The sequence below is a fragment of the Gordonia araii NBRC 100433 genome (genome assembly GCF_000241265.1).
GTDB classification, from domain to species: Bacteria; Actinomycetota; Actinomycetes; order Mycobacteriales; family Mycobacteriaceae; genus Gordonia; species Gordonia araii.
Genome location: NZ_BAEE01000061.1, coordinates 111,421 through 136,240 on the forward strand (window position 1 = coordinate 111,421; position 24,820 = coordinate 136,240).

Genomic DNA, 24,820 nt, shown 5'->3' on the forward strand with positions numbered 1-24,820 from the left:
CCACCAATCGACATCTGAATCTCAGGAGAAAAGAAACATGGCTGAAGTACTCGTTCTCGTCGAGCGGGACACCGAGGGTGGGCTGAAGAAGGTCACCTCCGAGCTGATCACCGCCGCGCGTGCGCTGGGCTCCCCGTCGGCCGTCGTCGTCGGCGCCCCCGGGCAGGCAGACGCGATCGCCGGCGACCTTGCTGCCGCAGGCGCCGAGAAGATCTACGTTGCCGAGTCCGACGACGCCGGCAGCGTCCTCATCTCGCCGGCCGTCGACGTGCTGTCGTCGATCGCCGAGTCGGCATCACCGGCGGGCATCATCGTCGCCGCGACCGCCGACGGCAAAGAAATCGCCGGCCGACTGGCCGTGCGCCTCGGCTCCGGCGTGCTCGCCGACGTCATCGAGATCCGCGAGGGCGGCAACGCCGTCCACTCGATCTTCGGTGGCTCGTTCACCGTGGAGGCGCAGGCCAAGGGTGACACCCCGATCTTCTCGCTGCGCCCCGGCGCCGTCGAGGCTGCTCCGTCGGCCGGCGCCGGCGAGCGCGTCGACGTGGAGGTTCCGGCCCAGGCCGAGAACGCCGTGCGGATCACCAACGTCGAGCCGAACGTCGGCGGCGACCGTCCCGAACTCACCGAGGCGTCGATCGTCGTCTCCGGTGGTCGTGGCGTCGGCAGTGCCGAGAAGTTCTCGGTCGTCGAGGAACTCGCCGACTCGCTGGGTGCGGCCGTCGGTGCTTCGCGCGCGGCGGTCGACTCGGGCTACTACCCGGGTCAGTTCCAGGTCGGTCAGACCGGTAAGACCGTCTCGCCGCAGCTGTACATCGCGCTCGGCATCTCCGGCGCGATCCAGCACCGCGCCGGTATGCAGACGTCCAAGACGATCATCGCGGTCAACAAGGACGAGGAAGCACCGATCTTCGAGATCAGCGACTACGGCGTCGTCGGCGACCTCTTCAACGTTGCCCCGCAGCTGACCGAAGAGATCAAGAAGCGCAAGTAACCGCGCAGTCATTCCGCGAACCCCCGGCCGACCACAGGTGTTGGCCGGGGGTTCGTTTTCGCGCCGCAATTCACCGTTGCGACGCCGACATGTCATATCGAGTAGGCCGCTGCGTCGACTGTCGCCGATTTCATGAGCGGCATGACAGTGATAAATGCACCTACGGTCAGTCCGGTCCCCGCGGCCAGCCCCGCGACCGGGGAGACTACGACCGCAAGCGCCCCGCACCGGAGCCGTCGCCTGTTCGCAGGGGGCGGCTTTTCCGTTTGGCTCTCCACCGACGCGGACGACATCCGTGACGCGCAGCGCCTGCGCTACGAGGTGTTCGCCACCGAGCCCGGCTTCTCGTCCACGATCGGTGACGCGGCCACCCGCCTCGACGCCGACCGCTTCGACGAATTCTGCGAACACCTGCTGGTCCGCGAGGAGGAGACCGGCGCGCTCGTCGGGTGTGCCCGGTTGCTCTCGCCCCTGCGCGCCATCGCCGCCGGGGGCTGGTACAGCGACGGCGAGTTCGACCTCGCCGAACTCGCCCCGATCACGGCGCGCACCGTCGAAATGGGCAGGGCGGCCGTGGCCGTCGGGCAGCGCAACGGCGCGGTCACCGCGCTGATGTGGGCGGCCGTCCTCGCCTACGTCGAGGAAACCGGGCATTCCTACCTGATGGGGTGCGTCTCGGTGCCGCTGTCGGCCCCGGGCACGCAGCGCGGCAGCGTGCTGCGGGGGATCCGCGACGAGTTGCGCAACCGCTACCGCGCGGACTGGCAGGTGTTCCCGCACGGCGGCTCGGTCATCGACGGTGTGCGGCTCGACGACATCGAGCCGCCCCAGCGTCTGTTGATCCCGCCACTGCTGCGCGGCTACCTGCGTCTCGGGGCGCGCGTCTGCGGCGAGCCGGCGATCGACCCGGTCTTCGATTGCGGTGACTTTCTCACCGTGCTCAGCGCCGACGACGCCGACTCCCGCTACCGGCGCCGCCTGACCGACACGGTGCGGCGGCTGAGCGAGCAGAGTGCGTGACGGACGAACGGAACGAAAGAAGGGCGACATGACCAAGCACGCGTGGTACCCGGTCGGGGAGTGCGACGACGCCTGCGTGCGCGGCCCCCGCCGGCGAGCGGCCCGGACCAGGCAGCTGCTGCGAATCGGCCGGGTACTGGCCGTTCTGGTGGTGCTCGCGCTGGCGGCCCCGGTGGTCTGGCGGATCGCGCCGCAGCGGCGCCACCGCTTCAGTCGCTGGGCGGCACGGCGCGTGCTGGCGGCGCTCGGCGTCGCGGTGGTGGTCAACGATCGTCGACTCATCGACACCGATCCCCGGGTGCCGATCGGCGGACTCATCGTCGCCAACCACGTGTCCTTCCTCGACATCCTGGCCATCGCGACGCTCACCCCGGCGCGGTTCGTCGCCAAGTCGGATGTGCTCGACATGCCAGGATTCGGTCGTCTCGCTCGCCGCATAGGCGTCATCGGCGTCGAACGCGGGTCCCTGCGACGGTTGCCGGGCACGGTGGAGCGCGTGGCCGACGCGTTGCGCGACGGTGCTGCGGTCGCGGTGTTCCCCGAGGGGACGACGTGGTGCGGCGCGGCGTGGGGACGGTTCCGGCCGGCCTTCATCGGGGCCGCCCATGCCGCGGGGGCACCCATCATGCCGATGACGGTGAGCTTCACCGAGGACGACGGCTACCACTGCTCCGCGCCCGCCTTCATCGGCGACGACTCCCCGGTCGACACCCTGCGTCGTATTCTCGCGGTGCGGTCGTTGACCGTCACCGTGACGGCTCATCGCGTCCAGCTGCCGACGCCGGACCGTCGTGCCGACGCCCGCGCCGCGCAAGCCGTCGTCTTCGGTGAGACGGCAGGTGCCGCTCGGACTCCCGCGGCCCTGGTCGGCTGATCACGGCCTCCTCGTCGACGAGCGCTGTTAGCCTCTACGACATCGAGGGCCACCGCGCCCAATAGTCAAGGGGGTTCATCGATGTACCGGACACCGGCCGTCGTCCTGATGTCCGCGGCCGTGGTCGCGACATTAACCGCGGCGCCCGCACAGGCGAAGTTCGCCCCGCCCCTCGGAGACTTCGGCAGTCAGGCGCCGCCACCGGGGAAGCTCTACAACCGCAACGGCGTCAACGCTGTCGCGGTCACTGTGAGCAACGTCGCCACCAGCGGCTATGCCCCGCGCGTCACCTGGTCGGCGCGCACCAAGAAGGGCGCACCCGTCAGCGGCCGCAAATGCCGGATCGAGGTGACCTTCCCCGGCAAACGCTGGTCGATGTACAAGTCGAACGCATGTCAGGGGGCCGCCGCGTTCCCGGCCCGGCGCTATACGGTTCCCTCGCGATACTCGATCACGGTGCAGGAACGGGTCTCCGGATCGTTCACGACCACGGTGTTCGACGTCGGCACCTGACCGGCACGGCACCGGGGCCGGACGGCTGGCCGAATTGGAGGGCATCGGCGCCGCGTCTATCCTGGTGAGCACTATGTCCACCGCACCCGTCGAGTCGGTCTACCTCGACAACGCCGCCTCCATGGCCATGCGCCCGGAGGCGGTTGCCGCGATGGTTCCGGCCCTCGCGGTGGCGGGCAACCCGTCTTCGCTGCACCGGGCCGGCCGTTCGGCGCGCCGGCACCTGGAGGAAGCGCGCGAGTCCGTCGCCGTCAACTTGGGGGCGCGCCCGTCGGAAGTGGTGTTCACCTCCGGGGGCACCGAATCGGACAACCTCGCACTCGCCGGGATCTTCGCCGCGCGCCGCCGCGAGGACCCTCGACGTCGACGGGTCGTCATCTCCGCGGTCGAGCACCACGCGGTGCTGGACCCGGCGCAGGCGCTGGTCGCCGACATCGACGACGCCGAACTGGTCGTCATCGGCGTCGACGCGGACGGCTTCCTCGACCTGGACGCGTTGCGCGGCGAGGTCGAGCAGAACGCCGAGGACATCGCGGTGATCTCGGTGATGTGGGCCAACAACGAAGTGGGGACCGTCCAACCGATCGACGACGTGGCCGCGATCGGCCGCGAGTACGGGATTCCGGTGCACTCCGACGCCGTTCAGGCCGTCGGGCACATCCCGGTCGACTTCACCGGCAGCGGTCTTGCCGCACTGTCCCTCGCCGGGCACAAGTTCGGCGGGCCGCAGGGCATCGGCGCCCTCGTGCTCGGCCGAGACGTGACGTGCCGGCCGTTGGTTCGAGGCGGCGGACACGAGCGCGACCTGCGGTCGGGGACGCAGACCGTCGCAGGCGCGGTCGGCATGGCCGCCGCGCTCGCCGTCGCCACCGCCAATCTCGAACTGGAGTCGGCGACGGTCGCCGCACGCCGGGACCGGCTCTTCGAACATCTGCTGGCCGTCGCGGGCACACGGGCGAACGGACCGCGGGACTCCCGTCGTCTGCCCGGCAATGCCCACGTCTCCTTCGACGGATGCGAAGGGGACTCGCTGCTGATGCTGCTCGACGCCCAGGGGATCGAGTGTTCGACCGGCTCCGCCTGCACGGCGGGTGTCGCTCAGGCCAGCCACGTGCTGCTCGCGATGGGGTTGCCGATGGCCACGGCCCGCGGCTCGTTGCGCTTCAGCCTGTCGCAGACCACGACCGACGACGACGTCGACCGCGTCGGCGGGGTGATCGGCGATGTCGTCGCCCGTGCCCGCGCCGCCGGGCTGGTGACGCTGGGAGGGCGGCCATGAGGGTGTTGGCGGCGATGAGCGGCGGCGTCGACTCGGCCGTGGCCGCGGCCCGGGCGGTCGATGCCGGCCATGACGTGGTCGGCGTCCACCTGGCGCTGTCGGAGACGCCCGACGCGCTGCGCAGCGGATCGCGCGGCTGCTGTTCGCGGGAGGATGCCGACGATGCGCGTCGCGCCGCGGACGTGCTGGGCATCCCGTTCTACGTGTGGGATTTCGCCGAACGGTTCCGCGAGGACGTCATCGACGACTTCGTCGCCGCCTACGCTGCCGGCGAGACGCCGAACCCGTGCCTGTCGTGCAACGAGAAGATCAAGTTCACCGCACTGGCGGAGAAGGCCGTCGCGCTGGGCTTCGACGCACTGGTCACCGGCCACTACGCGCGCCTGGTCGACGGTGAGCTGCGTCGCGCCGTCGACGAGGACAAGGACCAGTCGTACGTGCTGGCCGTGCTGACCGCCGACCAGATCGCCCGGGCGATGTTCCCGGTCGGAGACACCCCCAAGCCGCAGATCCGCGAGGAGGCCGCGCGGCGGGGGCTGCTCGTCGCGGACAAGCCCGACTCGCACGACATCTGCTTCATCCCCACCGGCGACACCCGTGCCTTCCTCGGCGCCAAGATCGGCGTTCGGCCAGGTGCGATCGTCGACGCCGAGACCGGCCAGCAGCTCGCCGAGCACGACGGTGTGCACGGTTTCACCATCGGCCAGCGCAAGGGGCTCGGCATCGACGCACCGGCCACCGACGGCGCGCCGCGGTATGTGACCGGCATCGACGCGGCGACCGCCACCGTCACGGTCGGACCGGCCTCGGCGCTGGGTGTTTCGCGCATCGTCGCCCGGCACGCCGTGTGGACGGCCGGGCACCCGCCGCAGGGCGCGGTCGACTGCGTCGTGCAGGTGCGGGCGCACGGCGGAATCGCCAGGGCGACGGCCACGCCTATCGAGGTCGACGGCGAGCCGGGCATCGAGATCGTGACCGACGAGCCGCTGACCGGCGTCGCACGCGGGCAAGCCGCGGTGCTGTACTCGCCCGATTTCGAGCGCGGCGACCTGGTGCTCGGCTCCGGTCGCATCGCCGACACGGCATGAGCCGACCCGGATCGCTGCCGGGGATCATCGGAACGACCTCGTCGCCGGCCACCGGTGTGGGGTCGATGCCCGGGCAGGACCCGTTGGTTGCGGCGAGGACAGCCTTCGACGAGGTCGCCCTTCCGTTCGTTCCCGAACTACCCGCACGCGGAGCAGGTGCCGACATGGTCGGACGGGCCGCCGCGCTACTCGTCGACATTCCGATGGACACCGCGCTCGACGGCTATCGGCTCGCCGCGGGACGGACGCGGTTGGCCGCCCGTGCGGGCGGCTTCCTGCGCGCCGACTTCGACGCGGTCGAGGAAGTGGTCGAACGCAGCGGGTCGTCGGCGCCGGTGAAGCTGTCGGCGATCGGGCCGTTCACGTTTGCCGCCCTGGTGGAACTCCCCGGCGGGCACAAGGTTCTCCACGACGCCGGCGCCTGGCGCGACGTCGTCGGATCGCTCGCCGAGGGACTGGCGGAGCGTGCCGACGAGCTCTCCCGCCGGCTCGGCGTCGAGATCGTCGTGCAGTTGGACGAGCCGATGGTGGGCGCGGTGATCGACGGTCAGATCGCCCCGCTGACTCGCTTGGACGTGAACCAGCCGATTCCGGCGCCCGAAGTCGCTGCCGCGCTCGGCGAGGTGGCGCGGCGCATCGGCCGCCCGATGGTGTTCCACAGTTGCGCGTCGCCGCGGTGGGATCTGTTGGGGCTCCTGGACGGATACGCGGTGTCGATGGACCTCACCGTCGTCGGTGCCGACGACTACGACCAGCTGGGCGGTTTCCTCGACCGGGGCGGCGCCCTGGTCGCCGGGATCGTCCCGACAGCGTCACCGGCGTCGAAGCTCTCGGCCGACGAATCTGTCGTGCGGCGGGCGTCCCAGCTCTCGGCCGACGAATTGGCAGCCCGGTTAGTGGCGTTGACCGATCGGATCGGGCTGCCGCGAACGGTGCTGCGAGATCAGATCGTCGTCTCGCCGACGTGCGGCCTGGCCGGGTCGGGGGAGTGGGCTGGTCGCGCGCTGGAGCTGGCGTCGAGCGTCGCCGACCAACTGCGCCACGTCGACTAACCGCCGTGGTGGTCAAGTGCCGATGATCCGCTGTTTTTCGCCGACCGTGCCCAGTTTCTCGCCGACCGTGCCCAGATTCCCGCCGACCGTGCCCAGTTTCTCGCCGAGCGTGCCCAGTTTCTCGCCGAGCGTGCCCAGTTTCTCGCCGAGCGTGCCCAGTTTCTCGCCGAGCGTGCCCAGTTTCTCGCCGAGCGTGCCCAGTTTTTCGCCGTGGTGGTCGAGTGCCGGGGAGCCGCTAGGCGACTCGGTGTATCGAGACCAAGTGCCCTTAGCGCGCGTCGAGTTCAGCCACCGCGCGCTTCGGCGCAACCTGGCGAAACGACGCGTCGAGAAGCTCGCCGACCTCGGCCCAGTCGGTCTCGTCGTCGAGTACCAGCCCCACCCAGCCGAACGGGCCGACGTAGGCGGGCAGAAAGAAGCGTGGATCGGCCAGCAGCGCTGGGCGCTCGGCCGGTTCGGCCACGACGAGTAGCGACTGGTCGTATCGAGCGCCGCCTTTCACCCCGCCGCCGTACATGGCGAACATCTTGGGGCAGCGGAAGGTCGGCCGCCCGTGTGCGATGACTTCGGTGGCGCCGGGCAGCGCGAGGGCGATGGGCCGGACGCGACCGAGCAGCGGGTCGTCGTCGGAGAACATGACGGGATGGGGCACAGCAACCATGATCGGCACATCGGCTGCCGATTTCACGTTTTCTGCCCCTTGCAGCGGTAGAAGTTGCGAATACCCGTAGCTGTTGTGTCGCCGGGACGGACTACGCTGCACAGCGTGGACAACGCCGAACTGCAGCGGGAATGGTCGGAGCTGGCCGAGCAGGTGCGCGATCATCAGTTCCGCTACTACGTCCGCGACTCGCCGATCGTCTCCGATGCGGAGTTCGACGAGCTGTTCCGACGCCTGCAGAAGCTCGAGGACGACCACCCGGAACTCGCGGTGGCCGACTCGCCGACGAAGCTCGTGGGCGGCGGTTTCGCCACCGACTTCACCGCCGTCGACCATCTGGAACGCATGCTCTCGCTGGACAACGTCTTCGACGACGACGAGATGCGCTCCTGGATCGAACGCACCGATGCCGCAGCTGGTTCGGCCGCCGCGTTCCTCTGCGAGCTCAAGATCGACGGTGTCGCCCTCAACCTCGTCTACGAGGGAGGCAAGCTGGTGCGCGCGGCCACCCGGGGCGACGGTCGTACCGGTGAGGACGTCACCCTCAACGCGCGCACGATCACCGACATCCCCGACGAACTGAGTCCGACGTCGGAGTATCCGATCCCCGATGTGCTGGAGGTCCGGGGCGAGGTGTTCTTCCGCCTCGCCGATTTCGAGGTTCTCAACGCGAGCCTCGTCGAGGCGGGCAAGGCGCCCTTCGCGAACCCGCGCAACAGCGCGGCTGGGTCGCTGCGGCAGAAGAATCCGGCTATCACCGCTCAGCGTCGGCTGGGCATGATCTGTCACGGCGTCGGCTTCACGCAGGGCTGGCGTCCCGACAGCCTGCACGACGCCTACCTGGCCCTCGGGCACTGGGGGCTGCCCGTGTCGACCCACACCGCGCGGGTCGACACCCCCGCCGAGGTTTTGGAGCGCATCGCCTACTGGGGCGAGCACCGGCACGACGTGGAACACGAGATCGACGGGATCGTGGTCAAGGTCGACAACGTCTCCATCCAGCGTCGCCTGGGCTCGACGTCGCGAGCCCCGCGCTGGGCGATCGCCTACAAGTACCCGCCCGAAGAGGTCACCACCAAGCTGCTCGACATCCAGGTCGGCGTCGGGCGCACCGGGCGTGTCACGCCGTTCGCGTTCATGGAACCGGTGCTGGTGGCCGGGTCGACGGTGGCACGGGCGACGCTGCACAACGAGTCGGAGGTCCGGCGCAAAGGCGTCCTGATCGGCGACACGGTGACCATCCGCAAGGCCGGCGACGTCATCCCGGAGGTCCTCGGGCCGGTCGTCGACTTGCGCGACGGCAGCGAGCGCGCCTTCGTGATGCCGACGAATTGCCCCGAGTGCGGCGCACCGTTGCGCCCGGAGAAGGATTCCGACGTCGACATCCGCTGCCCGAACGCGCAGACGTGTCCGGCGCAGCTGCGGGAGCGGCTCTTCCATCTGGCCTCGCGCGGAGCCTTCGACATCGAGGCGCTGGGATACGAGGCGGCGACGGCGCTGCTGAGCGCGGGGATCATCGCCAACGAGGGCGACCTGTTCAGCCTCACCGCCGACGATCTGGCGAAGGGTGAACTGTTCGTCACCAAGTCGGGCGCGCTCTCGGCGAACGGCAAGCGGCTACTGGAAAACCTGGACAAGGCCAAGCAGGTGCCGCTGTGGCGGGTGCTCGTCGCGCTGTCGATCCGGCACGTCGGGCCGACGGCGGCACGGGCTCTGGCGACCGAGTTCGGCTCGCTGGATGCCATCGCGGGCGCCGACGAGGAACGCTTGGCCGCGACGGACGGCGTCGGACCGACGCTCGCGAAGTCGATCACCGACTGGTTCGCCGTCGACTGGCACCGCGAGATCGTCGAAAAATGGCGCGCCGCAGGCGTTTCCATGCTCGACGAGCGCGACGAGTCGATCGAGCGCACGTTGGAGGGCAAGACGATCGTGGTCACCGGCTCGTTGGTCGACTTCTCCCGCGACGGGGCGAAGGAGGCCATCCTGTCGCGCGGCGGCAAGGCGTCGGGATCGGTGTCGAAGAAGACCGACTACGTCGTCGTGGGCGAATCACCCGGGTCGAAGGCGGAGAAGGCCGAGCAACTCGGCGTGCCGATCCTCGACGAAGACGCCTTCAAGCGGTTGTTGGAGACCGGTCAGGCCGATTAGTCCGTCGTTCGTGACCGCATGCTGGTCACAAGCGACGGAACAGGGGTCGTTCGTACCGGATCCGGCTACTTGCCGACGTTCCCGATGATTCCGATGAGGTAGCCGAGGCGAGCGACCTCGGCCGGGCGGAAGTCGGGACCGCCGACGCGACCGAGCAGCAAGGCTCGGTGCGAACCGTCCAGCGGGGCGGCCACCAGCCGGGTATCCGAGTCGCGCCACGACTGCGGCACCCCGGCGTCGTGCGGGTCGACGATCGCGGCCTGGGGGAGCGGCAGCCATCCCGCCGACGCCAACGGGGTTTCGGGGGCGCCGGAGCTGCCGCACACCGTGACCGTCGCCCCGGAATCCGCTCTGGTGACGATGGTTGCCCAGGAGGCCCGCAGTACATGCGGCGCGTCGTCGACGAGCGTCTGCAGGCGGTTGTCGCGCGCGGTCGCCACGTGGTCGACCAGCTCCAGCTCGCGGTGCGTGTCGAGCACGCCGGCATACGGTCGGACCGAGTCGACGTGGGCTCCGGCCTGCGACGCGGCGGTGATCAACGTATCCGGCAACGCGCCTATCGGCAGGTCCACGACAATGTCGTCGACGGCGAACCCGTCGCCGCGGTCGATGACCTCCAGTGAGATGATGTCGGCCCCGACGCCGCCGAGGGCCACCGCGAGCTGGCCGAGGCTACCGGGGCGGTCGTCGATCGTCACGCGAAGCAAGTAGGACACGCGAGCCATTGTTCCACCGCAACGGCCGACCGGCGCGGGCACACCCGTGCGGCCCGGCCGCCGACCCTGGCAGAGCCTCTTCGCCCGCCCGGCGCGGCGACCTCGCGGGTGGCCCAATAAGCTGTTCCCAACGCCTCCCGGATCGAAAGGACGAGGAATTGGCTGCCATCTCGCGCGACGAGGTCGCCCATTTGGCGCGGCTCTCGCGGCTTGCGCTGACCGAGGACGAGCTCGACCACTACGCCACCCAGCTGGATTCGATCCTGACTCACGTCGCTTCGATCTCGGAGGTCGCGGCCGACGACGTCTCGCCGACGGCACACCCGGCGGAGCTGGCCAACGTACTGCGTGCCGACGAGGTGGTTCCCGGTCTCACGCGCGACGAGGCACTGTCGGGTGCGCCCGCCGTCGAACAGGATCGATTCGCCGTTCCGCAGATCCTTGGGGAGGAATAGTGTCCGCCACCAGTGACTACACCGCTGTGGACGGCGGCATCCTCGACGCGACGGCCGCCGAACTGGGCGAGCGGATCGCCGCCCGCGAGGTTTCCTCGGTCGAGGTGACGCGCACCTTCCTGGATCGCATCGCCGCGGTCGACGACACCATCGGCGCCTACCTGCACGTCGGGGCCGACGAGGCGATCGCGGCTGCCGAGAAGGCCGACGCCGCGATCGCCGCGGGGGAGGCGACCTCGCCGCTGACCGGGGTGCCGATCGCGCTCAAGGATGTGTTCACCACCGTCGATGCCCCGACGACATGCGGCTCGAAGATCCTCGAGGGCTGGGTGCCGCCCTATGACGCGACGGTGACGGCCAGGCTGCGCGCCGCGGGCCTGCCGATCCTCGGCAAGACCAACATGGACGAGTTCGCCATGGGCTCGTCGACGGAGAACTCCGCCTACCAGGTCACCCGTAACCCGTGGGATATCGAACGCATTCCGGGCGGTTCGGGCGGCGGCAGTGCCGCGGCTCTCGCCTCGTATTCGGCTCCGCTGGCTATCGGCACCGACACCGGCGGGTCCATTCGCCAGCCCGCGGCCGTCACCGCGACGGTCGGGGTGAAGCCGACGTACGGCACGGTGTCGCGCTACGGGCTCGTCGCGTGCGCGTCCTCGCTCGACCAGGGCGGGCCGTGCGGACGCACCGTGCTCGACACCGCGCTGCTGCACGAGGTGATCGCGGGCCACGACGCGCGCGACTCCACGTCGATCGACGCTCCTGTCGGCGATCTCGTCGGTGCGGCGAGAACGGGCGCGGCCGGTGACCTGTCGGGGGTGCGCGTCGGCGTCGTCAAGGAACTGGCAGGCGACGGCTACCAGTCCGGTGTGCTCGCCTCCTTCGAGGACGCGGTCAAGACGCTGACCGACCGTGGAGCTGAGGTCGTCGAGGTGAGCTGCCCGCACTTCACCTACGCGCTGGGCGCCTACTACCTGATTCTGCCGTCGGAGGTGTCGAGCAACCTCGCGCGCTTCGACGCCATGCGCTACGGCTTGCGCGTCGGCGACGACGGCACGCACAGCGCCGACGAGGTGATGGCGCTGACCCGCGACGCCGGATTCGGTGCCGAGGTCAAGCGCCGCATCATGATCGGCACCTACGCGCTGTCGTCCGGCTACTACGACGCCTACTACGGGCAGGCGCAGAAGGTGCGCACCCTCATCGCACGCGACTTCGCGTCGGCATTCGAGAACGTCGACGTCCTGGTCTCGCCGGTCACGCCGACGACCGCCTTCAAGCTGGGCGAGAAGGTCGACGATCCGCTGGCCATGTACCTGTTCGACCTGTGCACGCTGCCGGTGAACCTGGCCGGCGTCGCGGCGATGTCGGTGCCGTCGGGTCTGTCCGACGGGCTGCCCGTCGGACTCCAGATCATGGCCCCTGCGCTCGCCGACGACCGTCTCTACCGCGTCGGCGCCGCCTACGAAGCGGCGCGCGGGCCGATCACCGGCTGAGTCGCGACCGCGTCCGAGCCGGATGCCGACACGGCGTCGGTGGGTGGATCGAGCCGGAATGACGTCAGGCCGATCGAGCGGTAGGAATCGGCGAGCCGGTCGTACTTCTTGCGTGCTCGCACTAGCGGCGTCTCGGTCACGACGCTGGGCAACAGCCGGAAGGCGACGCGCAGCACCGCGTTGAATGCCGCGTACTCCACGTCGTGGCGCCGCGTCCACCGCATTGGCAGCACTTCGCGCGCGGAGGGCCGCATCGTGCCGTAGCCGAGGATTCCCGTGACGTGGCCCGCCACAGGAGTTACGACCGACCAGAGGGGGCCGACGGCAGCGGGGAGGAAGTCGGGCCGCGGGATTCGTCGTTGGCTCGCCACGACGGCGCGCAGCGTAGGTGTGACGGTGAGCCGATCGGCGGCGAAGCGGTCGTAGTAGACGGTCAACTCGTCGAAAGACTCCATGAGCCGGCCTCGCCCGGGTAGTTGCAGCCCGGCGACCACCTCGCGAAACCGATCCCACACCGCTTGGTTCTCGGCCTCGGTGAACGTTCGCCCGGCGAGTGCCTCGGCGGCGTTTCGGTGCATGAAGAAGGTGCTGATCAGGATCCAGTTCCACAGGTCGGGAGACAACGCGCTGTAGCGCTCGCCGTCGGCGCCGGTGCCCCGCACGTCGCGATGCAGATCGAGTAGTCGGCGCGACTCCGCTTCGCGATCGGCCGCGGTTCCGGCGAACACGAGTTGGTCGGAGGCGGCGGTGCGCAGCGCGCGTTGCCAGGGGGTGTACCGGACTCGGCCGGTGGCCTCCAGAGCGGCGGAGACTCCCGGGACCATCGCTTGGTCGAAGAGTGCTGCGGCGTAGAAGGCGATGAAGGTCGAACCGGCGACGCGCTCGAAGAAGTCGATGGCGCCGGTGACAGGCGGTGTGGCGCCACGCGGGTGCTCGTGCGATGTCGTGGTGGGGGTGATCGGGCAGGTCATGAAGTGCTCCTCGGTGGTCTTCACACGCTGGCGGCGCCTCGCAAATCTGGTGCTGTGCGACACCACAAGCTAAGTGGTGCTAGCCTGCACCACAAACGACGGCGAGTCAAGAACCGACCGAAAGGTGACCGGTGGCGGGGGCAGAACGCGGATATGACGGCATTCCGGCGGCCGAGCGGCGAGCGGCCAGGAGAACGGCGCTGCTGGAGGCGACACTCGACTTGATCAGCGAGTCCGGTGCCGCGGCAGTGTCGAAGCGTTCGGTGTGCGCGCGGGCGCGTCTCAACGACCGCTACTTCTACGAGCATTTCGCCGACCGGGACGTGCTGCTGAGCGCGCTGGGGCAGGAACTTACCGCCGAGGGATTGCAGGCAGTCATCGGCAGCATGCTCCTTGAAGGAGGGGCGGTGGAGAACCGAGTCCGGGCAGCCGTCGACGCGGCGCTGGACTTCTTCTCCGAAGATCCGCGGCGTGGCCGGCTGCTCCTGGAATCGGGAGCCGATCGTGTGCTGCAGACCGAGCGGTTGTCCAGCATTCGTGCGATCGTGGACGCCGCCGTCGGCGTCGGGCCGTTGTTGTTCGGCGAGAATCGGCCCTCCGACGACGACCTGGAGGTCACCGCCTACATCCTGGTGAGCGGAAGCATGGACCTGCTCGCCGCCTGGCTCCGCGGCGAGTTGGCGGTGTCGCGCGAGGTGTTGGGCGATAGGGTCGTCGATCTGGTCTCCGCCGCGGTGGCGCGGGCGTCCGCTACTTCGGGTTGGGAGCAAGCGGGGCCGGCGCCCACCGGTTAGATTGGGCGCAGACCCACCGAGTCCCCCGAGGAGGATCTGCGCATGGCCCGCTACGGCATCCTGACGTCCGGGGGCGACTGTCCCGGCCTGAACGCGGTGATCCGAGCGATCGTGCTCGACGCCGACTCCGGCCACGAGACCTTCGAGTACGTCGGCTACCGCGACGGATTCTGGGGGCTGGTCTACGGCGAGACGATCGAACTCGACCGCACCGTGGTCCGCGGCATCTCCAAAGAGGGCGGCACGATCCTCGGCACCAGCCGCTTCGGTCCCTATACCGAACCCGACGGCGGGCCGGAGAACATCCGCAAGGCGATGGACCGGCTGGATGTCGACGGGGTGATCGCGATCGGCGGCGACGGAACGATGGCCGCAGCTGCGCGGCTGTACGGTGACGGCATCCCCACCGTCGGGGTCCCCAAGACGATCGATAACGACCTGGCCGCCACCGACTACACCTTTGGTTTCAACACCGCCGTCGAGATCGCCACCGAGGCCGTCGACCGACTGCGCACGACCGGCAACTCGCATCGCCGGTGCATGGTGCTCGAGGTGATGGGCCGGCACGCCGGCTGGATCGCGCTGTATTCGGGCATGGCAGGCGGGGCGCACGCCATTCTCATCCCCGAGGCGGCCGAGTCGCTGGAGCAAGTATGCGCATGGGTGACCAGCGTCCGCGACCGTGGCCGTTCGCCGATGATCGTCGTCGCCGAGGGCTTCACCCTGCCGGAGATGGACGAAGCGCATTCGCACAAGGGGCTCGACGGGTTCAACCGCCCGCGCCTCGGCGGCATCGGTGAGATCCTCGCTCCGCTCATCGAGGAGAAGACCGGCATCGAGACGCGGGCGACCGTCCTCGGCCACATCCAGCGGGGCGGCGTGCCGAGTGCGTGGGACCGTGTGCTGGGCACCCGGTTCGGCTTCGCCGTTCCCGAACTCATCGCCGACGGCGGGTGGGGCCAGATGCTCGCGCTGCGAGGCACCGACATCATTCGCGTGCCGTTCTCCGAAGCGGTGGGCCACACCAAGAACGTGCCGTTGGATCTCTACGGCGAGGCGCGCGCGGCCTTCGGCTGACGGCGCACCGGGTCTCGATACACCCGCTCCTCCGTCGCGGGCACTCGACCACCCAATTTGGGCAGCTGCCCACTCGGCGTAGGTGAGGTGCCCACTGGGCGTGGGTGGGGTGCCCACTCGGCGTGGGTGGGGTGCCCACTGGGCGAGGGCGAGGTGCCCACTCGGCGAGGGTGGGCGGGCTGTGAACGGTGGTCGAGTGCCGGCGAGCGAAGCGAGGCGGTGTATCGAGACCCCGTGAGATGACATGCCAACCCTCGTCGCACCCGGCGGCGGTACCGGCAGGAACCGCGGCGACCGCGGACGGATCGACCAATGGTCGAGCGGGTGTTCGCCAACGATAGGATTGGACGCATGACTGCGCCTGCCACCGAACTCATGGAGTTCGACGACGTCATCGCCGCTTACGACCCCGTGCTGGGGATGGAGGTGCACGTCGAGCTGGGAACCGCGACGAAGATGTTCTGCGGCTGCCCGACCGCATTCGGCGCCGAGCCGAACACGCAGGTATGCCCGGTCTGCATCGGCCTCCCCGGATCGCTGCCCGTCGCGAACGCCGCGGCCATCGAGTCCGCCATCCGCATCGGCCTGGCCCTCAACTGCTCCATCCGCCCGTCGAGCGTGTTCGCGCGGAAGAACTACTTCTACCCCGACCAGCCGAAGAACTACCAGATCAGCCAGTACGACGAGCCGATCGCCTACGACGGTCATCTCGACGTCGTGCTCGCCGACGGTACGGAGTGGCGGGTGGAGATCGAGCGCGCGCACATGGAGGAGGACACCGGCAAGTCGCTGCACATCGGCGGCACCGGGCGCATCCACGGCGCCAGCCATTCGCTGCTCGACTACAACAGGGCGGGAGTCCCGCTGGTGGAAATCGTCACCCGGCCCATCACCGGTGCGGGCGAACGCGCACCCGAGGTCGCCCGCGCCTACGTGACCGCGCTGCGCGACCTCCTCAAGGCCCTCGGCGTCTCCGACGTACGGATGGACCAGGGTTCGCTGCGCTGCGACGCCAACGTGTCGCTGATGCCCAAGGGGGCGGCCGAGTTCGGCACGCGCACCGAGACCAAGAATGTGAACTCGCTCAAGAGCGTCGAGGTCGCCGTGCATTACGAAATGTGCCGTCAAGGCGCCCTGCTGAGCAGCGGCGGGGAAGTCGTCCAGGAGACCCGCCACTTCCAAGAGGGCGACGGGACGACGTCGGCCGGCCGCCGCAAGGAGACCGCGGAGGACTACCGCTACTTCCCCGAGCCCGACCTGCCGCCGGTGACCCCCGACCCGGCGTGGATCGAGGAGTTGCGCGGCACGATGCCCGAGCTGCCGTGGGTGCGCCGCGCCCGCATCCAGCAGGAGTGGGGAGTGTCCGACGAGGTCATGCGCGACCTGGTCAACGTCGGCGCCATCGATCTCATCATTGCGACGGCTGACGCCGGAGCGTCACCGGAGGCCGCGCGCAGCTGGTGGGTGTCCTTCCTCGCGCAGCAGGCCAACAGCCGCAACACGGAATTGGCGTCGTTGCCGATCACCCCGGCCCAGGTCGCGCGGGTCATCGCCCTGGTCGACGAGGGTAAACTGACGAACAAACTGGCCCAGCAGGTCGTCGTCGGCGTTCTCGACGGCGAAGGCGAGCCCGACGAGGTGGTTGCGGCGCGCGGGCTAGAGGTCGTGCGCGACGACTCCGCCCTGCAGCAGGCCGTCGACGACGCGCTCGCGGCGAACCCCGACATCGTCGAGAAGATTCGCGGCGGCAAGGTGGCCGCTGCGGGCAAGATCGTCGGCGACGTCATGAAGGCGACTCGCGGTCAGGCGGATCCGGCACGCGTCAAGGAACTGGTCCTCAAAGCCTGCGAGTAGCCCGCCTACATGCGGTCTTCGCCGCCACCGGCGCCGCCGGGCACCAGGAACCGGACGACGCGCTCGTCCTGAGTGACGACCTTCGAGCCGTACTGTTTGTTGACCGTCGCGAACTGGATGAGTCCGTTGCCGACCGGACGCATCCGCCCGATCGCCCCGTACTGCTTCTCCAGGACGACGGTGGGCTTGTCGATCGACGGCTTCTCCGGGGTCGGTGCGCGCAGCGTTTCGATCCGCTGGGTGCGCTGGGTGGAAACGGCGATCATATCCTCCACGACAGCGCAGCCGCCCAGGCCGGGCTTATCCGGCCACGACCACACGGTGCGCAGCGATCTGCCCGACACCTGCGACAACCGGTCCGCGTTGGCGGTGCCGTCCGCGACGAAGATCGTGCTGTTCGACGGGCACAGCGCCGGATTGGAGCCGACGCCCGATGCCAGGATCTTCGGCCGGGGATTGCGGCCCGAGGAGAACTCGGTCACCAGCAGCACCTTCCCGGCCAGCGAATTGGGGTCGTTGGCCGCCGCGGGATTGCCGGCGTCACCGGTGGCGACGATCAGCTCGCCGGTGGACCGGAAGAACATCGACCCGAGGTTGCCGGTGCGCCCCTTGGGGATGCCGGTGAGGATCGGCTTGGGGACGTCGCCGTGCGCGATGCGGACGATGCGGTTATCGGTGGGAGTGGTGACGTAGGCGTACCAGAGCTTGTCCTGGTTGTACGTCGGCGACTGGGCGAAATCGATCAGTCCACCGTCGCCGGAGGCGTCGACGCCGGGAATCGTCATGAGGACTTTGTGTTCGGAGAAGCGCTGGGCCCTGATGATCTTGCCTGTGGTGCGTTCGGCGACGACGGTGAACGATCCGCTGGCGTCGGCGGGGGTCACAGCGGCCGTGGAGTCCAGGCAGGTGGTGATGACGTTGGGGTCGGGATCGACGCACGGTCCGGGCGGGGGCGACGGCAGGCCGGGCGGCGGAGGCGGCGGCGTTCTGGGCGGCCGCTTGATCTCGAAGGACTCGTTGTTCTTGGAGAAGGGCCCGGCGTTGCGGTCGTTGTCCTGCTTGCTGAAATCGGCGCATCCGCTGACGGTGGCGGCGGCGAGCGCGGCGGCGGCGCAGAAGGCCAGCACGGTGCGGAATCGGCGACGCGGGCGGCGCGACGGGCGCGCGGCATCGGCGGCGGAGACGGGCATGCAGACCAGCCTAGCGATTCCCCGTAGAACTCCGCCGTCGAGACCGTTCGGATGTCGCCCGATCGGGTGACGGGTGCGCCGAATGGGCGGCGATCCGCTGCTGCGACGGTGCCGAGCGCCGACGATCCCGACCAGTCTCGTCGCGTCGCGCTCAGAACGGTGCGATTTCGCGCTAGCGTGGTGCAATGGGTTCCCATCATCGTGACGAATCGGATGACGCCGAACGCGACGACAGGCACCGCGTCGAGCAGTCGAGGATTCCCGCGCCGCCCAGCGGATTCGCCCGGGTGGACAGTCTCGACGACTTCGACACCTTCCCGCGCGCGTCCCGGTCGGGCGACGACCCGCCGGCCGACACGTCTGCCGTCACCGAACCGATAGCGGCCGAGGCGACCGGTTCGGAGACCGGCGCGACCGGCCCTGCCTCGGATACCGAGGCGGCCACCCCGTCGAACATCAAGCCGGCGAAGACCGAGCGCCGCTCGCACAGGTGGAATCGGCGCCCGTCGATCTCCGACGAGACGAAGGTCTCGCTCGACGATTCCGAGGCGGAGTCCGAGACCGTCTCCATCAGCGACATGATCAACCAGCCGCCGCTGCCCGAAACCGTTCCCACCGAGGCGGTGCACTCCGATCTCGGCAATGCCTACGACGACACCGAGGCCCTCGCCGTCGTTCCGGCTGCTGCGCTGCCGGAGGCCTACACCGAGGAGCACGCCGGCACCGGCGAGCCCTACGAGGAGCACGGCGAGGCGCTGCGCAGCCGTCGCATCACCGAGCTGGAAGACGAAGTCGAGACGCTGCGCAAGACGTCGCGTCGCGGCACCACCGACCTCGGACTGCTGGTCCTGCGCCTGGCGGTGGGCGCGTACCTCGCCGTCGACGGGTTCCGCAAGGTGTTCGGCTGGCTGGGCGGACCGTCGCTCAACGGGTTCGAAGCCGACCTGCTGAACACGGCCAATCCCGAGATCGGGTTCGCCAGGCAGTCGGCCGGCATCATCGCCGTCGCGTGGTCGGTCACCGAGATCGTCGTCGGGATCGTCTTGATCGCCGGCTTCCTCACCCCGCTCATCGCCGCGGCCGGGCTGGCGGTCGCCGCGCTGGACCTCGCCTTCGGCGTCACCGTGGCCGGTGGCGTTCACCTGTTCGCCGACGAGCGCGGATCCGTCGCCTTCCAGGCCGCGCTGGTTGCGATGCTCGTCGTGATCATTCTCTGCGGGCCGGGCCGCTATTCGCTCGACGGGACGCGTGGCTGGGCACGACGGCCCGGGATCGGGTCCGTCTCGATGGTGCTCGTCGGCATCGCCGCCGCGGTGCTGGTGTGGTGGTTGTTCAACGGCACGAATCCGCTGAATTCACCCGGCAACCCCGGGTAGCGCAGGCTCAGTCCACCTGGCGGACGGCGCCCTTGTCGGCCGAGGTCGCCAGCTTCGCGTAGGCGCGCAGCGCCTTGGTGACCGGCCGGTCGCGGTTCTGAGGCTGCCACGGATTCTCCGAAGCCTCCATGGCAGCACGACGCTGCGCGAGGACCTCGTCGTCGACGAGGACCTTGAGGGTTCGACTCGCGACGTCGATGAGGATCTCGTCGCCGTTCTCGACCAGGCCGATCGTGCCGCCCGCCGCCGCCTCGGGGGAGACGTGGCCGATGACTAGGCCCGACGATCCGCCGGAGAATCGACCATCGGTGACCAGACCGCAGAACTTGCCCATCCCGGTGCCCTTCATGAAGGCGGTCGGGTGCAGCATCTCCTGCATGCCCGGTCCGCCGGCCGGCCCCTCGTAGCGGATGACCAGGACCTCGCCCTTCTGGAGTTCCTTGGACAGGATGGCGTGGACCGCGTCCTCCTGGCTCTCGACGACGCGCGCCGGGCCTTGGAAGTGCCACAGCGACTCGTCGACGCCCGCGGTCTTCAGGACCGCGCCGTCGGGCGCGAGGTTGCCGTGCAGGACGCACAGGCCTCCCTCGACGGTGTAGGCGTGCTCCTTGTCGCGGATGCAGCCGTCGGCGGCGTCGGTGTCCAGCGACTCCCACCGGTTCGACGTGGAGAACGGCTCGGTGGTGCGGACCCCGCCGGGTGCGGCGTGGAACAGCTCGATCGCCTCGTCGGTGGCCGTTCCGCTGCGGATGTCCCAGTCGGCGAGGTATTCCTTCAGCGACGGCGAGTGGACCGGGGCGACGTTCTGGTTGAGCAGTCCCGCGCGGTTCAGCTCGCCGAGGATCGCCGGGATGCCGCCGGCGCGATGCACGTGCTCCATGTAGTACTTCGGCGAGTTCGGCGCGACCTTGGCCAGGCACGGAACGTTGCGCGAGATCCGGTCGATGTCGTGCAGTGTGAAGTCGATGCCGGCCTCCTGGGCGGCGGCCAGAATGTGCAGAACCGTGTTGGTCGAGCCGCCCATGGCGACGTCGAGGGCCATCGCGTTCTCGAAGGCTTCCCGGGTTGCCACGTTGCGGGGCAGGACCGACTCGTCGTCGTCACGGTAGTACCGGGTGGCGATGTCGACGATCAACTCGCCCGCCCTGGTGAACAGGTTGCGGCGGGCGACCTGCGTGGCCAGGGTGGAACCGTTGCCTGGCAGCGAGAGCCCGAGCGCCTCGGTCAGGCAGTTCATCGAGTTGGCGGTGAACATGCCCGAGCACGATCCGCACGTCGGACAGGCGGAGCGCTCGACGGTCAGCAGATCCTCGTCGTTGACGTTGCTGTCGGCCGACGCGGTGATCGCGTCGACCAGGTCCAGGCCGGGATGGACGACGCCGTTGACGACAACGGACGTGCCGGCTTCCATCGGGCCGCCGGAGACGAACACCGTCGGGATGTTCAGCCGCATCGCGGCGTTGAGCATGCCCGGGGTGATCTTGTCGCAGTTGGAGATGCAGACCAGCGCGTCCGCGGTGTGCGCGTTGACCATGTACTCGACCGAGTCGGCGATGATCTCACGGCTGGGCAGCGAGTAGAGCATGCCGCCGTGGCCCATGGCGATGCCGTCGTCGACGGCGATGGTGTGGAACTCGCGGGGGACGCCACCGGCTGCAGTGATGGCCTCGGCGACGATGTCGCCGACGTTCTTGAGGTGGACGTGGCCGGGCACGAACTGGGTGTACGAGTTCGAGATGGCGACGATGGGCTTGCCGAAGTCGTCGTCGGTCATACCGGTGGCGCGCCAGAGGGCGCGCGCGCCGGCGGCCTCCCGGCCGACGGTGGTGGTGCGTGACCGAAGGGCTGGCATGGGATTCCTCGCTATACGTCTGGTACTGAGCCCGGCTCAGGGCTGGTGAGCGCTGGGTGCAAGCTACTCGTCACATTCTACGCGCCGAGGGCCAGCGATTATTCCCCTGCGCGGTTGTTTGTGACCAGCATGCGGTCACAAACGACCACGCTTTGGCGGTTAGTCGTCCTCGGCGTTGCGTGCCTGTTCCTCGGCCGCGAAGGGGTCGGGCACGCGGCCGCCGCTGCGCTCCGCGATGGCGGGCAGATCGGTGAAGCCGACGGCGGGCAGCGGCACGCGGTCGCCGAGGGTGGTGACCGCGCGCGTCGCCGACCACTTGGGGAACTGCAGGCCGGCCAGGTCGTCCCAGGCGACGCGGTCGGTGCGGAACGTGCGTACCGCGGTGAGGCCGTCGTCGTCGACGACGGTCCGCAGCCGCCGGATCCACAGGATGAGGACGACCGGGGCCAGCAGAACCCACCCGAAGTAGCGGAGATCGATCCCGGCGAAGATGAGGGCGATCACCAGCACGCCGATCGTCGCGAGATAGGCCACGCCGGACAGCCGGATCACCAGCGGCTCGGCCGAGTCGCCGTCGGAGTGGGGGGTCGCGGGGGAGTCAGAGTCAGCCACGGGCCCATTGTCGCACCCGGTTCGCCCCTGCTTCGCCGGCACCCGTGGGGCACCCCGGTTTGACTGCGCAGGTAGGACGGTCCTAATGTTGTCTTCGTGATGGACAACGGGATTCTCGTAGTACTCGGTCGGCGCGTCGCCTGACCGGCTACTTTGTAGACCCTCGTCAACCACGTCGCGCCCCTCGCACAGCACCAGCTGGTCGAGGGTTTTTTAATGCCTCGACAACCACGTCAATGAAGAACCGAGCCAAGAAGGAAGCACGCTCGTGAGCGCTCCGACAGCAGACGCCATCGGCACCGACTCCGCGCAGACGTTTGAAACGCTGCGGACGAAGTCACCGGCCGGCGGCACTTTGCGAACCTCCCACTCGCACACCGTGGCACCCGAACGCGTCAGCGGCGCCCAGTCGGTAGTCCGCTCGCTCGAGGAACTGAGCGTCGACGTGGTCTTCGGCATTCCGGGCGGCGCGATCCTCCCCGCCTACGACCCGCTGCTCGATTCGCAGAAGGTCCGCCACGTCCTGGTCCGCCACGAGCAGGGGGCCGGGCACGCGGCCACCGGTTACGCACAGGTCGCCGGTCGTGCCGGCGTCATGATGGCGACGTCGGGCCCCGGTGCCACCAACCTCGTCACCCCGCTGGCCGACGCGCAGATGGACTCGGTTCCCGTCGTGGCGATCACCGGCCAGGTCGGGCGCGCGCTCATCGGCACCGACGCCTTCCAGGAGGCCGACATCTCCGGCATCACCATGCCGATCACCAAGCACAACTTCCTGGTGAGCAACGCCGCCGACATCCCGAAGGTGATGGCCGAGGCCTTCTACCTCGCCGAGAGCGGGCGACCCGGCGCGGTGCTCGTCGACATCCCCAAGGACATCCTGCAGGCGCAGACCACGTTCTCGTGGCCGCCGCAGATGGATCTGCCCGGCTACCGCCCGGTGACCAAGCCGCACGGCAAGCAGGTCCGCGAGGCAGCGCGCATGATCCTGGCGTCGAAGTCGCCGGTGCTCTACGTCGGCGGCGGCGTCATCAAGGCGAATGCCGCACCGCAGCTGATGGAGCTGGCCGAGTTGACCGGCATCCCCGTCGTCACCACGCTGATGGCGCGCGGCGCCTTCCCCGACAGTCATCGTCAGCACGTCGGCATGCCCGGCATGCACGGCAAGGTGTCGGCGGTCGCCGGCCTGCAGCGCAGCGACCTGCTGATCACGCTCGGCGCCCGCTTCGACGACCGTGTCACCGGCCAGCTGGACTCCTTCGCCCCCGGGGCCAAGGTCATCCACGCCGACATCGATCCCGCCGAGATCGGCAAGAACCGCCATGCCGACGTGCCCATCGTCGGCGACTGCCAGGCCGTCATCGCCGACCTCATCGAGGCGCTGAAGGCCGAGCTGGCGACCGGCGGCAAGCTCCCCGACATGACCGCCTGGTGGGCCTACCTGGACGGGCTGCGCGAGACGTTCCCGCTCAGCTACGACAAGCAGTCCGACGGTTCGCTGTCGCCGGAGTTCGTCATCGAAGCACTCGGCAAAGCGGCCGGCCCCGATGCCGTCTACGTGGCCGGTGTCGGCCAGCACCAGATGTGGGCGGCTCAGTTCATCTCGTACGAGAACCCGCGCACCTGGCTGAACTCGGGCGGCCTCGGCACGATGGGGTATTCGATTCCCGCCGCGATGGGCGCCAAGATGGCCGATCCCGACCTCGAAGTGTGGGCCATCGACGGCGACGGCTGCTTCCAGATGACGAATCAGGAGCTGGCCACCTGCGCGATCGAGGGGATCCCCATCAAGGTGGCGCTGATCAACAACGGCAACCTGGGCATGGTGCGCCAGTGGCAGACGCTTTTCTACGAGGAGCGCTACTCCAGCACCGACCTGGCGACGCATTCGCGCCGCATCCCGGACTTCGTGAAGCTGGCCGAGGCGCTCGGCTGCGTCGCGATGCGCGTCGAGAAGGAAGACGAGGTCGCCGAGGCGATCAAGAAGGCCCGCGAGATCAACGATCGACCGGTGCTGATCGACTTCATCGTCGGCGCCGACGCCCAGGTGTGGCCGATGGTCGCGGCCGGGACGGGCAACGACGAGATCATGGCAGCCCACAACATCCGGCCGCTGTTCGACGACGACGAAGCGGCCTCCGAGCCGGCCGTCATCCACGAGGCGATGGTGCTCGGCGAGGAAGCCGGCGAGCGCGAAGCCGCCGACAAGGCAGGGGAGAAGAAGTGACCACGACGCATACACTCTCGGTCCTGGTCGAGGACCGCCCCGGTGTGCTGGCCCGCGTGTCCGGTCTGTTCTCCCGCCGCGGGTTCAACATCGCCTCGCTGGCGGTGGGACCGACCGAGATCAAGGGCATGTCGCGCATGACGATCATGGTGGAGGTCGAGGACTTTCCGCTCGAGCAGGTCACCAAGCAGCTCAACAAGCTGATCAACGTGATCAAGATCGTCGAGCAGGACCCGGCTCATTCGGTCAGCCGTGAGCTGGTCATGGTCAAGGTCCGCGCCGACGCGACCCAGCGCGGCGAGGTGCTCGAGATCGTCAACCTGTTCCGGGCGCACATCATCGACGTCGCGCCCGAGTCGTTGACGGTCGAGGCCACCGGCACCAACGAGAAGCTGGACGCGCTGCTGCGGATGCTCGACCCGTACGGGATCCGCGAGATCGCCCAGTCCGGTGCCGTCACCCTGGGCCGCGGACCGCGAAGCATGTCCACCAACCGGTAGTTTCACACCGCCTGAGACAATCGATAACAACCACCCGGCCGGCACCGCCGGCCACCACATCTGAAGGG

General features: G+C 69.1%; 23 protein-coding genes. 16 read left to right on the plus strand and 7 right to left on the minus strand.

Features of this window, described 5'->3' with window-relative positions; translation table 11 throughout:
- The first annotated feature begins 37 nt into the window (after positions 1 to 37).
- The 7 genes from GOARA_RS12495 (at position 38) to GOARA_RS12525 (ending at position 6,820) form a co-directional block, all read left to right on the plus strand.
- Entirely contained in the window at positions 38 to 994 is a 957-nt protein-coding gene (locus tag GOARA_RS12495; RefSeq protein WP_007322754.1) for an electron transfer flavoprotein subunit alpha/FixB family protein, read from the plus strand.
- A gap of 141 nt (positions 995 to 1,135) precedes the next feature.
- On the plus strand, positions 1,136 to 2,014 hold the full coding sequence (locus GOARA_RS12500) for a GNAT family N-acetyltransferase (protein WP_138947682.1): 879 nt from the start codon (positions 1,136 to 1,138) through the stop codon (positions 2,012 to 2,014).
- Between the two features lie 28 nt (positions 2,015 to 2,042).
- Complete coding sequence (locus GOARA_RS12505; protein ID WP_007322756.1) at positions 2,043 to 2,888, plus strand: lysophospholipid acyltransferase family protein; 846 nt, start codon at positions 2,043 to 2,045, stop codon at positions 2,886 to 2,888.
- Between the two features lie 81 nt (positions 2,889 to 2,969).
- Positions 2,970 to 3,401, plus strand: a complete 432-nt coding sequence (locus tag GOARA_RS12510; RefSeq protein ID WP_007322757.1) for a hypothetical protein — start codon at positions 2,970 to 2,972, stop codon at positions 3,399 to 3,401.
- A 73-nt stretch (positions 3,402 to 3,474) separates the two neighbouring features.
- On the plus strand, positions 3,475 to 4,680 hold the full coding sequence (locus tag GOARA_RS12515) for a cysteine desulfurase family protein (RefSeq protein ID WP_007322758.1): 1,206 nt from the start codon (positions 3,475 to 3,477) through the stop codon (positions 4,678 to 4,680).
- Positions 4,677 to 5,768 carry a tRNA 2-thiouridine(34) synthase MnmA gene (gene mnmA / locus GOARA_RS12520; protein ID WP_040523072.1) on the plus strand — a complete coding sequence of 364 codons (1,092 nt, stop codon included), beginning with the start codon at positions 4,677 to 4,679 and terminating at the stop codon, positions 5,766 to 5,768. Before GOARA_RS12515 ends, mnmA begins: the two co-directional genes overlap by 4 nt.
- Complete coding sequence (locus GOARA_RS12525; RefSeq protein WP_007322760.1) at positions 5,765 to 6,820, plus strand: uroporphyrinogen decarboxylase/cobalamine-independent methonine synthase family protein; 1,056 nt, start codon at positions 5,765 to 5,767, stop codon at positions 6,818 to 6,820. Before mnmA ends, GOARA_RS12525 begins: the two co-directional genes overlap by 4 nt.
- A gap of 12 nt (positions 6,821 to 6,832) precedes the next feature.
- Here the strand turns inward: GOARA_RS12525 and GOARA_RS12530 are convergent, their stop codons facing one another.
- The gene (locus GOARA_RS12530) at positions 6,833 to 7,129 is read right to left on the minus strand and encodes a hypothetical protein (RefSeq protein ID WP_007322761.1); all 297 of its coding nucleotides are present in this window, start codon (positions 7,127 to 7,129) and stop codon (positions 6,833 to 6,835) included.
- Positions 7,089 to 7,472, minus strand: coding sequence for an MmcQ/YjbR family DNA-binding protein (locus GOARA_RS12535; protein WP_040523125.1), 384 nt, complete (start codon positions 7,470 to 7,472; stop codon positions 7,089 to 7,091). Before GOARA_RS12535 ends, GOARA_RS12530 begins: the two co-directional genes overlap by 41 nt.
- A gap of 114 nt (positions 7,473 to 7,586) precedes the next feature.
- Here GOARA_RS12535 and ligA point away from each other — a divergent pair, with 114 nt between their 5' ends.
- Entirely contained in the window at positions 7,587 to 9,632 is a 2,046-nt protein-coding gene (ligA, locus tag GOARA_RS12540) for an NAD-dependent DNA ligase LigA (protein ID WP_007322763.1), read from the plus strand.
- 65 nt (positions 9,633 to 9,697) lie between these two features.
- Here ligA and GOARA_RS12545 read toward each other — a convergent pair whose 3' ends face one another.
- Positions 9,698 to 10,357 carry an ACT domain-containing protein gene (locus GOARA_RS12545; RefSeq protein ID WP_007322764.1) on the minus strand — a complete coding sequence of 220 codons (660 nt, stop codon included), beginning with the start codon at positions 10,355 to 10,357 and terminating at the stop codon, positions 9,698 to 9,700.
- A 149-nt stretch (positions 10,358 to 10,506) separates the two neighbouring features.
- On the opposite strand from GOARA_RS12545, the gene gatC reads away from it, so the two are divergent.
- Together gatC and gatA are read left to right on the plus strand one after the other, a co-directional pair.
- Positions 10,507 to 10,803, plus strand: coding sequence for an Asp-tRNA(Asn)/Glu-tRNA(Gln) amidotransferase subunit GatC (gene gatC, locus GOARA_RS12550; RefSeq protein WP_007322765.1), 297 nt, complete (start codon positions 10,507 to 10,509; stop codon positions 10,801 to 10,803).
- On the plus strand, positions 10,803 to 12,299 hold the full coding sequence (gene gatA / locus GOARA_RS12555; protein WP_007322766.1) for an Asp-tRNA(Asn)/Glu-tRNA(Gln) amidotransferase subunit GatA: 1,497 nt from the start codon (positions 10,803 to 10,805) through the stop codon (positions 12,297 to 12,299). Before gatC ends, gatA begins: the two co-directional genes overlap by 1 nt.
- Here gatA and GOARA_RS12560 read toward each other — a convergent pair.
- A complete protein-coding gene (locus tag GOARA_RS12560) occupies positions 12,266 to 13,270 on the minus strand; it encodes an oxygenase MpaB family protein (RefSeq protein ID WP_007322767.1) in 1,005 nt (334 codons plus the stop codon). The two genes, gatA and GOARA_RS12560, sit on opposite strands and share 34 nt — an antisense overlap.
- Positions 13,271 to 13,401: 131 nt before the next feature.
- On the opposite strand from GOARA_RS12560, the gene GOARA_RS12565 reads away from it, so the two are divergent.
- The 3 genes from GOARA_RS12565 to gatB all read left to right on the plus strand — a co-directional run bounded on the left by GOARA_RS12565 (position 13,402) and on the right by gatB (position 16,995).
- Positions 13,402 to 14,064: a TetR/AcrR family transcriptional regulator gene (locus tag GOARA_RS12565; RefSeq protein WP_007322768.1), complete on the plus strand. Its 663-nt coding sequence runs from the start codon at positions 13,402 to 13,404 to the stop codon at positions 14,062 to 14,064.
- A gap of 42 nt (positions 14,065 to 14,106) precedes the next feature.
- The gene (locus tag GOARA_RS12570) at positions 14,107 to 15,141 is read left to right on the plus strand and encodes an ATP-dependent 6-phosphofructokinase (protein ID WP_007322769.1); all 1,035 of its coding nucleotides are present in this window, start codon (positions 14,107 to 14,109) and stop codon (positions 15,139 to 15,141) included.
- A 351-nt stretch (positions 15,142 to 15,492) separates the two neighbouring features.
- On the plus strand, positions 15,493 to 16,995 hold the full coding sequence (gene gatB / locus GOARA_RS12575; protein ID WP_040523138.1) for an Asp-tRNA(Asn)/Glu-tRNA(Gln) amidotransferase subunit GatB: 1,503 nt from the start codon (positions 15,493 to 15,495) through the stop codon (positions 16,993 to 16,995).
- A gap of 5 nt (positions 16,996 to 17,000) precedes the next feature.
- Here gatB and GOARA_RS12580 read toward each other — a convergent pair whose 3' ends face one another.
- Positions 17,001 to 18,185: a PQQ-dependent sugar dehydrogenase gene (locus tag GOARA_RS12580; RefSeq protein WP_007322771.1), complete on the minus strand. Its 1,185-nt coding sequence runs from the start codon at positions 18,183 to 18,185 to the stop codon at positions 17,001 to 17,003.
- Positions 18,186 to 18,370: 185 nt separating this feature from the next.
- Here GOARA_RS12580 and GOARA_RS19030 point away from each other — a divergent pair, with 185 nt between their 5' ends.
- Positions 18,371 to 19,561 (plus strand): DoxX family protein, encoded by a 1,191-nt coding sequence (locus tag GOARA_RS19030; protein WP_007322772.1) that lies wholly within the window; start codon positions 18,371 to 18,373, stop codon positions 19,559 to 19,561.
- A 7-nt stretch (positions 19,562 to 19,568) separates the two neighbouring features.
- Here GOARA_RS19030 and ilvD read toward each other — a convergent pair whose 3' ends face one another.
- Entirely contained in the window at positions 19,569 to 21,413 is a 1,845-nt protein-coding gene (gene ilvD, locus GOARA_RS12590) for a dihydroxy-acid dehydratase (RefSeq protein WP_007322773.1), read from the minus strand.
- Positions 21,414 to 21,572: 159 nt separating this feature from the next.
- Positions 21,573 to 22,025: a PH domain-containing protein gene (locus tag GOARA_RS12595; RefSeq protein WP_007322774.1), complete on the minus strand. Its 453-nt coding sequence runs from the start codon at positions 22,023 to 22,025 to the stop codon at positions 21,573 to 21,575.
- Between the two features lie 268 nt (positions 22,026 to 22,293).
- On the opposite strand from GOARA_RS12595, the gene GOARA_RS12600 reads away from it, so the two are divergent.
- Together GOARA_RS12600 and ilvN are read left to right on the plus strand one after the other, a co-directional pair.
- Entirely contained in the window at positions 22,294 to 24,252 is a 1,959-nt protein-coding gene (locus tag GOARA_RS12600) for an acetolactate synthase large subunit (protein ID WP_007322775.1), read from the plus strand.
- Positions 24,249 to 24,752 carry an acetolactate synthase small subunit gene (gene ilvN / locus GOARA_RS12605; RefSeq protein WP_007322776.1) on the plus strand — a complete coding sequence of 168 codons (504 nt, stop codon included), beginning with the start codon at positions 24,249 to 24,251 and terminating at the stop codon, positions 24,750 to 24,752. Before GOARA_RS12600 ends, ilvN begins: the two co-directional genes overlap by 4 nt.
- The last annotated feature ends 68 nt before the right edge of the window (positions 24,753 to 24,820 follow it).

What these genes read in the sequence shown, in the direction of transcription:
- GOARA_RS12560 (WP_007322767.1), bottom strand. Translation starts at nt 13,270, where the DNA reads ATGACCTGCCCGATCACCCCCACCACGACATCGCACGAGCACCCGCGT.
- GOARA_RS12515 (WP_007322758.1), top strand. Translation starts at nt 3,475, where the DNA reads ATGTCCACCGCACCCGTCGAGTCGGTCTACCTCGACAACGCCGCCTCC.
- mnmA (WP_040523072.1), top strand. Translation starts at nt 4,677, where the DNA reads ATGAGGGTGTTGGCGGCGATGAGCGGCGGCGTCGACTCGGCCGTGGCC.
- GOARA_RS12525 (WP_007322760.1), top strand. Translation starts at nt 5,765, where the DNA reads ATGAGCCGACCCGGATCGCTGCCGGGGATCATCGGAACGACCTCGTCG.
- gatB (WP_040523138.1), top strand. Translation starts at nt 15,493, where the DNA reads ATGACTGCGCCTGCCACCGAACTCATGGAGTTCGACGACGTCATCGCC.
- GOARA_RS12580 (WP_007322771.1), bottom strand. Translation starts at nt 18,185, where the DNA reads ATGCCCGTCTCCGCCGCCGATGCCGCGCGCCCGTCGCGCCGCCCGCGT.
- ilvD (WP_007322773.1), bottom strand. Translation starts at nt 21,413, where the DNA reads ATGCCAGCCCTTCGGTCACGCACCACCACCGTCGGCCGGGAGGCCGCC.
- GOARA_RS12545 (WP_007322764.1), bottom strand. Translation starts at nt 10,357, where the DNA reads ATGGCTCGCGTGTCCTACTTGCTTCGCGTGACGATCGACGACCGCCCC.
- GOARA_RS19030 (WP_007322772.1), top strand. Translation starts at nt 18,371, where the DNA reads ATGGGTTCCCATCATCGTGACGAATCGGATGACGCCGAACGCGACGAC.
- GOARA_RS12500 (WP_138947682.1), top strand. Translation starts at nt 1,136, where the DNA reads ATGACAGTGATAAATGCACCTACGGTCAGTCCGGTCCCCGCGGCCAGC.
- GOARA_RS12570 (WP_007322769.1), top strand. Translation starts at nt 14,107, where the DNA reads ATGGCCCGCTACGGCATCCTGACGTCCGGGGGCGACTGTCCCGGCCTG.
- GOARA_RS12495 (WP_007322754.1), top strand. Translation starts at nt 38, where the DNA reads ATGGCTGAAGTACTCGTTCTCGTCGAGCGGGACACCGAGGGTGGGCTG.
- GOARA_RS12510 (WP_007322757.1), top strand. Translation starts at nt 2,970, where the DNA reads ATGTACCGGACACCGGCCGTCGTCCTGATGTCCGCGGCCGTGGTCGCG.
- GOARA_RS12505 (WP_007322756.1), top strand. Translation starts at nt 2,043, where the DNA reads ATGACCAAGCACGCGTGGTACCCGGTCGGGGAGTGCGACGACGCCTGC.